This is a genomic window from Ectobacillus polymachus (genome assembly GCF_048159605.1).
Taxonomy (GTDB): Bacteria; Bacillota; Bacilli; order Bacillales; family Bacillaceae_G; genus Ectobacillus; species Ectobacillus polymachus.
The window spans coordinates 685754-692943 of sequence record NZ_JBLREB010000002.1; the positions used below are offsets into that span (position 1 = coordinate 685754).

At 35.6% G+C, this 7190-nt stretch carries 7 protein-coding genes; 5 read left to right on the forward strand and 2 right to left on the reverse strand.

Going from position 1 to position 7190, the window contains the following annotated elements; all coding sequences use genetic code 11:
- Window positions 1–358 precede the first annotated feature (358 nt).
- From ACM5BR_RS13975 to yugI, 3 genes are all read left to right on the forward strand, one after another.
- Window positions 359–853, forward strand: coding sequence for an Lrp/AsnC family transcriptional regulator (locus ACM5BR_RS13975; RefSeq protein WP_416828572.1), 495 nt, complete (start codon window positions 359–361; stop codon window positions 851–853).
- Window positions 850–2031 carry an aminotransferase gene (locus tag ACM5BR_RS13980; RefSeq protein WP_416828573.1) on the forward strand — a complete coding sequence of 394 codons (1182 nt, stop codon included), beginning with the start codon at window positions 850–852 and terminating at the stop codon, window positions 2029–2031. The genes ACM5BR_RS13975 and ACM5BR_RS13980 overlap by 4 nt, the downstream gene beginning before the upstream one ends.
- A 224-nt stretch (window positions 2032–2255) precedes the next feature.
- The gene (gene yugI, locus ACM5BR_RS13985) at window positions 2256–2603 is read left to right on the forward strand and encodes a S1 domain-containing post-transcriptional regulator GSP13 (protein ID WP_416828574.1); all 348 of its coding nucleotides are present in this window, start codon (window positions 2256–2258) and stop codon (window positions 2601–2603) included.
- 75 nt (window positions 2604–2678) lie between these two features.
- Here the strand turns inward: yugI and ACM5BR_RS13990 are convergent, their stop codons facing one another.
- Window positions 2679–2912, reverse strand: coding sequence for a DUF378 domain-containing protein (locus ACM5BR_RS13990; RefSeq protein ID WP_416828575.1), 234 nt, complete (start codon window positions 2910–2912; stop codon window positions 2679–2681).
- Between the two features lie 132 nt (window positions 2913–3044).
- Here ACM5BR_RS13990 and ACM5BR_RS13995 point away from each other — a divergent pair, with 132 nt between their 5' ends.
- On the forward strand, window positions 3045–4208 hold the full coding sequence (locus ACM5BR_RS13995; RefSeq protein ID WP_416828576.1) for an iron-containing alcohol dehydrogenase: 1164 nt from the start codon (window positions 3045–3047) through the stop codon (window positions 4206–4208).
- 181 nt (window positions 4209–4389) lie between these two features.
- Window positions 4390–5739, forward strand: coding sequence for a glucose-6-phosphate isomerase (locus tag ACM5BR_RS14000; RefSeq protein WP_416828577.1), 1350 nt, complete (start codon window positions 4390–4392; stop codon window positions 5737–5739).
- Window positions 5740–5779: 40 nt separating this feature from the next.
- On the opposite strand, the gene ACM5BR_RS14005 is transcribed toward ACM5BR_RS14000, so the two are convergent.
- The gene (locus ACM5BR_RS14005; protein ID WP_416828578.1) at window positions 5780–6775 is read right to left on the reverse strand and encodes an ion channel; all 996 of its coding nucleotides are present in this window, start codon (window positions 6773–6775) and stop codon (window positions 5780–5782) included.
- Between the last annotated feature and the right edge of the window lie 415 nt (window positions 6776–7190).

Genomic DNA, 7190 nt, shown 5'->3' on the forward strand with positions numbered 1-7190 from the left:
TTCAATTCATACTCTTTCTAATCCATCCTTTTGCAGGGCTTTTGTTTATAAAAAGACTTGTTCACATAAAGCGGCAAGGAGTTTTATTTGTTACTATTTTATGCGCTTACATTACAATCGTGTCATAATTGTCGCAATCTTCTGAAATGATTACTAACTATTTTTAGTTGTCATATACATTTAGATGCAGTGTCTTGCACTCCTTTTCCACCCGTTTTGTCATATAATAATAAAAAAATTATTACAATGTTATAGAACAAGAAGTTGCAAAATAGAGAATTGTTTGTATACTCAATTCAAGGGTACTTATTTTATCCGCTGTGATAAAATGTTATGTTGAAGAAAGGAAATGACATGTATGACTGAAAAAGAACTAGAGCTTCTTGATTGCTTAGAAAAAAATAGCCGCCTCCCGATCGATGCGCTAGCAAAAATGCTAGACATAGAAGTGGCAGAAGCCGAGGCGATGATAAAAAAGCTTGAGCACGAAAAAATCATCGTTGACTACGTAACACTAGTAGATTGGACGAAGGTAAAAGAACAAGAAGGCTTAACAGCCATGATTGATGTGAAAGTAACACCAAAGCGCAATGTAGGCTTTAATGAAATTGCAGAGAAAATATATCGTTATCCAGAAGTGAAATCTGTATATTTAATGTCTGGTGCTTATGATTTATCAATTGTAATTGAGGGGAAAACGATGTCTGAAGTTGCAGCTTTCGTTGCACATAAGTTATCTACTTTAGATTCCGTCGTTTCAACTACAACTCATTTTATATTGAAGAAGTATAAGCATGATGGCATTATTTTTGACCAACCAGATGATGATAAACGGATTGTGGTGACACCATGAAAAGCTTTACTCTATCTAAAACAGCGGTAGATTTACAACCATCCGGCATTCGGAAATTTTTTGATCTAGCTTCCGGCATGAAAGGTGTTGTTTCCCTTGGTGTTGGCGAGCCTGATTTTGTAACTGCATGGCATGTACGTGAAGCATGCATACGTTCTTTAGAGGAAGGATTTACAGCCTATACAGCAAATGCAGGGTTACTTGAATTACGTCAAGAAGTGTCGCATTATTTAAAAAAACAATTTGATGTATCTTATGATGCGTCGCAAATCATTATTACGATTGGAGCAAGCCAAGCACTTGATGCTGCGCTTCGAACTGTTATTAATCCTGGTGATGAAGTCATTGTTGTAGAGCCATGCTTTGTATCGTATGCACCGACTGTATCGCTTGCAGGGGGAATTCCTGTAACTATTTCTACTTCTCCAGAACATAATTTTAAGCTTCAACCTGAAGAACTTGAGGAAGCGATTACACCGAGAACGAAGGCGATGATTCTTTGTTCACCAAACAATCCAACAGGTACACTATTAAGTAAGGATGATTTAGAAGGAATTGCTGAGATTGTAGATAAATACAATTTAATTGTACTTGCAGATGAAATATATGGAGAGCTAGTGTATGATGAATCCTTTACAAGCTTTGCAGCTATTCGTAACATGTATGAAAATACGATATTAATTTCTGGATTTTCAAAGGGATTTGCGATGACTGGTTGGCGTCTTGGAATTGTTGCTGCACCGAAGTATTTTATCGAGCCAATGCTTAAAATTCATCAATATACAATTATGTGTGCTCCGACCATGTCTCAACATGCAGCTTTGGAAGCGCTTCGTCATGGTGAACAAGATGTGATAGAAATGAGAAAGAGCTATCGCCAACGTCGTAATTTTATTACCAAATCCTTTAATGAAATGGGACTTTCTTGTCATGTACCTGGGGGTGCCTTTTATGCGTTTCCTTCCATTAAATCTACCGGGTTAACCTCAGAGGAATTTGCAGAGCAATTGCTTGTGGAGGAAAAGGTTGCTGTTGTACCAGGTTCAGTATTTGGAAAAAGCGGAGAAGGGTATGTCCGATGTTCTTATGCAACATCTATGGATCAATTATTAGAAGCTGTTTCACGTATTAAGAAATTTTTACAAAAAAAAGACAAAACAATTTCTGTTTTGTCTTAAAAAAAGGGGGGAATACTAGAAAGCCATGTGCTATCAGTGTATCCCTCCTTTTTTTAAAATATACGTAAAAATAGAAAATATTTTTGCTAATAGCTAATAATGGAGCGATGTTGTTATTCTTTTGAAGGTAATGAATATACGTGTTATAATTCATTAATATTTATTTTATTATCCTGTATTTAAGGGATAATGTAAGGGAAGTTTCACTTTATAGGAGTGTTTTTATGACACGTATTTATCAGTCTGGAACAGTAGTTAGTGGAGTTGTAACAGGCATTCAGGCATACGGTGCATTCGTAGCTTTAGATGAACATACACAAGGATTGATTCATATATCTGAAATCACAAATGGATATGTGAAGGATATTCATGATTTTCTTAAAGTAGGCGACAAAATTAAAGTAAAAGTGTTAGTAGTGAATGAGGAGAACGGAAAAATTAGCTTATCCTTAAAAGCGGTTGAAGAACAGACGAGATCCATGAAGCAGACAACGATGAAAGTTCTAAAGCCCTCTCCAGATGGCTTTCAAACACTTCGCGAAAAATTGAACGAATGGATCAAACAAGTGTAGATGTCTGTACATATGCAAGGATGCTGCCTAAAACAAAAGAGCCTACCAAAGGGGCTCTTTTGTTTTACCTATTACTTATCGAACGTTTCTTGGTTCTGGATTTCTAGAAAACTCTTCGGAAGGTTTAAACAGCAATCCTAAATTAATTAAACCTGCAATACCGACGATACCGTATACGATACGAGCTATAGCTGAATCCATTCCTCCAAAAATAGAAGCAATTAAGTCAAATTGAAAAAATCCAATTAATCCCCAGTTGATTGCACCAATTATTGTAAACACTAAAGCAATTCTTTGTAGTGTACTCATCTTAATTCCCTCCTAAATAATTATTGCTTCACTTATAGAATGTTTTAAAAAAGAATTTCTTATGCAAATTTTTTGGGGATTTGTATCTTTTTTGTTATGGTTATAAAAGAATGTAGAAAAGGAGATAAATCTATGCAAAATTTTGCATTTCAAAATCCAACGAAACTAATATTTGGGAAAGATCAAATAGAACAATTGCGTATAGAGGTTCCGAAGTACGGAAAAAAAGTTTTACTTGTATATGGTGGGGGAAGTATAAAACGTAATGGTGTATACGAAGCCGTAACGAAAATTTTGCAGGATTTACATACCACAGTCTGGGAATTAGCTGGTGTTGAACCGAATCCCCGCCTTTCTACTGTTCGTAAAGGTGTAGAGATTTGTAAGAAAAATGGAGTTGAGTTTATTCTTGCATTAGGCGGCGGAAGTGTAATTGACTGCACAAAAGCAATTGCTGCAGGCTCTAAATATGAAGGAGATGCATGGGACATAGTAATACAAAAGGTAGTTGCTGCTGAAGCTCTGCCATTTGCTACTGTACTAACCCATGCAGCAACAGGATCTGAAATGAATGCTGGTTCCGTTATTACAAATTGGGAAACAAATGAAAAATATGGATGGGGAAGTCCTGTTACCTATCCGAAGTTTTCTATTTTAGATCCAACCTATACGTTTACAGTTCCTGTTAAGCAAACTGTTTATGGAATTGTGGATATGATGAGTCATGTATTGGAATCTTATTTTCATCAAGAAACAAATACACCTGTTCAAGATCGCTACTGTGAATCATTATTACAAACAGCCATTGAGACAGCACCAAAGCTAATCAACGATTTACAAAACTATGAGTATCGTTCAACGATTATGTATATTGGAACAATGGCACTTAATGGTACACTTTCTATGGGTCTTCGTGGTGATTGGGCTACTCACAATATCGAGCACGCTGTATCCGCAGTATATGATATTCCACATGGCGGGGGACTAGCTATTCTGTTCCCGAATTGGATGAAGCATGTATTGGATCAAGACGTATCTCGTTTTAAACAATTAGCAGTTCGAGTCTTTCATGTTGATACCGAGGGAAAATCAGATCGTGATATAGCAATAGAAGGAATTGAAGCCTTACGTAATTTTTGGGATTCCATTGGTGCACCATCTCGACTTTTAGATTACGGTATACAGGATGATAAGTTAGAGCTTATGGCAGAGAAGACGGTCGTTAATGGACCATTTGGTAACTTTAAGAAACTAACGAAAGAAGATGTTCTTGCCATTTACCGAGCATCCTTGTAAAAAAGAGGGCGATTACAATCGTCCTCTTTTTACGTTGTAAATTCCATAAAAATCCAATATTTGTCTATTTTATAAAACCTTTATAATGGACACGCTTACAAAAAGAAGTATGCTTGATTTACAAGTTTTGTTTCGTTAAAGTGGATATGGAAATGGGTATTCTATTATTGGAGGGAATAACATGACACACGTAACATTTGATTATTCAAAAGCGTTATCGTTTATTAGTGAACATGAACTTACATATTTGCGTGATGCAGTTAAGGTATCACACCATGCAATTCACGAAAAAACAGGAGCAGGTAGCGATTTCTTAGGTTGGGTAGATCTACCTGTTGCTTATGATCGTGATGAATTTGCACGAATTCAACAAAGTGCTGAAAAAATTAAAGCAGATTCTGATATACTGCTTGTTATTGGTATTGGTGGTTCCTATCTAGGAGCACGTGCAGCTATTGAAATGTTAAATCATTCTTTCTACAATGTCCTTTCTAAAGAGCAACGTAAATTACCACAAATTATCTTTGTTGGTCAAAATATTAGTTCATCTTATTTGCAAGACGTTATGGATGTTTTAGAAGGAAAAGACTTTTCTATTAATGTCATTTCTAAATCTGGTACAACAACTGAGCCTGCGATTGCATTTCGTATCTTCAGAAAGATGCTTGAAACAAAATACGGTAAAGAAGAAGCGACAAAACGTATCTATGCAACTACTGATAAGGCACGCGGTGCATTAAAAACATTGGCTAATGAAGAAGGATACGAATCCTTTGTTATTCCTGATGATGTTGGCGGAAGATTCTCTGTTCTTACGGCTGTAGGTTTACTTCCAATTGCCGTAAGTGGATTAAACATTCAAGAGATGATGAATGGGGCAGCAGCTGCATTTGAAGATTTCAATAAATCTGAGCTTGAAGAAAATGCTGCTTATCAATATGCAACTGTTCGTAATGCCCTTTACAATAAAGGAAAAACGATTGAAATGTTAGTTAACTATGAACCTGCACTTCAATATTTCGGAGAATGGTGGAAACAACTATTTGGTGAAAGTGAAGGAAAAGACCAAAAAGGAATTTTCCCATCTTCTGCTAACTTCTCAACAGATCTTCATTCTCTTGGACAATATATTCAAGAAGGACGTCGTGATTTATTTGAAACAGTTATTAATGTTGAAAAGCCACGTCATGAAATAGAAATCCCTATGGAAGAATCTGATTTAGATGGTTTAAACTATTTAGCTGGAAAATCAGTAGACTTTGTTAACAAGAAAGCCTTCCAAGGGACTGTATTAGCGCATAATGATGGCGGTGTTCCAAACTTAATTGTTAACGTTCCTGAGCTTAACGAATATTCATTCGGTTATCTTGTGTACTTTTTTGAAAAGGCATGTGCAATGAGCGGATATTTATTAGGAGTTAATCCATTTAATCAGCCAGGTGTAGAGGCATATAAGAAAAATATGTTTGCTTTATTAGGTAAACCTGGTTTTGAAGAATTAAAAGTAAAATTAGAAGAACGCTTGAAATAAGAATGGGAAGGACCTTTAGCAGAGCGCTAAAGGTCCTTTTTTATGTTTTGATGACAATAAATATATCTCCTGTTTGTAATAAAAAGGGGTGAGATGGATGGATGATATTTTCTCCATTTCTTTGCACTCCTAGGAGGAGCATGTCTTTTTTCAACAATTGTTCTCCGTATATTCTGAATAGACTTTGATCATCCTTTTCTAAAAATGGAATGAGTTGTATTTTGTTAGCTGTAAATAGCTTACAAAGTGATATAATCGTTTCTGAAGAAGATGGGAGCGTCATAGAAGCCGTCATAACATAGCTAGTTAACTTATTGGCTTGTACAATTTCGTCTGCACCAGCACGCTTTGCATTTTCAATTTGATGAGAAGTAAGCATTTCTACAATACAATAAATATTCGGGTTCATTCCTTTTACAGTTAGCACAGTTAAAACAGAATGAACGTCTGCATCCCCCTCGCTTTTTTCTTTATCAGCTGTAATCAGAATTGTATCTGCATGTTTACTATCAGCTCGCAGCATAATCTTATCGTGATGGGAACAGCCCTTTACAAAATAAAGATGAGAATAATCTGAAGGTAGGGTAGGAAGAGTCTCATCTATTAGTACGATATCTTTATGTGGATATAATACTTTATATTGACTCACTACTCGTTTAGCCCTTTCATTCCAGCCAACTACAATGAGATGTCGATTAAGAGATACAGCAGCTTGTCCTTTTTGATTTGAATATTGTCTGCTAATTAGTTCAGTAGTGAAAGAAACCATATAATAAGAACCGAATCCAGTTCCGAGGAGTATTAATAAAATTCCGAGGAGTCTCGCATATGTACTTTGTGGTACATAGTCTCCGTATCCGACTGTAAATACAGTAACAATAGCCCACCAGATTCCATCAAAAATAGAAGGAAAAACCTTTGGCTCGAGAAAATGAATAGAAAATCCAAATACAATGACCAATGCTCCGAGCATGATAAAAATGCGAATAATAACCGATAGGCGAAATCTTTCTAGAATAAGACTATTGTTGTTCATACACTAACTCCTTTATCGTACACCTCGGTTTATGCTAAGTGTAACCATTTTTTGAGTAGGAAAAACATGATGCTTCGATAGATTGTTCATAGTACATGCTAGTTATAAAGTGAAACTTGACTAATACTTAGTGAGAAAATATGTTTTACTGGTAGATAACAGATTTTATTTAAAAAAAAGTACTTGCAAAGATATAGACGTCATGATATATTATTTCTTGTCGATTCGGAAGGTAATTAAAACCGATTCAAAAAACATTTGACATCATTTCTGTGAAATGATATATTGTAAAAGTCGCTGCAAGGCGATGAAGAGTTCTTTGAAAACTAAACAAAACATGAAACGTCAGTTTTTTAATAAGCTTAGACAAACTTAACTTTTATGGAGAGTTTGATCCTGGCTCAGGATGAACGCT

Bases quoted from the DNA above. Each gene is read 5' to 3' on its own strand.
- ACM5BR_RS13975 (WP_416828572.1), top strand. From the start codon at position 359: ATGACTGAAAAAGAACTAGAGCTTCTTGATTGCTTAGAAAAAAATAGC.
- ACM5BR_RS13980 (WP_416828573.1), top strand. From the start codon at position 850: ATGAAAAGCTTTACTCTATCTAAAACAGCGGTAGATTTACAACCATCC.
- yugI (WP_416828574.1), top strand. From the start codon at position 2,256: ATGACACGTATTTATCAGTCTGGAACAGTAGTTAGTGGAGTTGTAACA.
- ACM5BR_RS13990 (WP_416828575.1), bottom strand. From the start codon at position 2,912: ATGAGTACACTACAAAGAATTGCTTTAGTGTTTACAATAATTGGTGCA.
- ACM5BR_RS13995 (WP_416828576.1), top strand. From the start codon at position 3,045: ATGCAAAATTTTGCATTTCAAAATCCAACGAAACTAATATTTGGGAAA.
- ACM5BR_RS14000 (WP_416828577.1), top strand. From the start codon at position 4,390: ATGACACACGTAACATTTGATTATTCAAAAGCGTTATCGTTTATTAGT.
- ACM5BR_RS14005 (WP_416828578.1), bottom strand. From the start codon at position 6,775: ATGAACAACAATAGTCTTATTCTAGAAAGATTTCGCCTATCGGTTATT.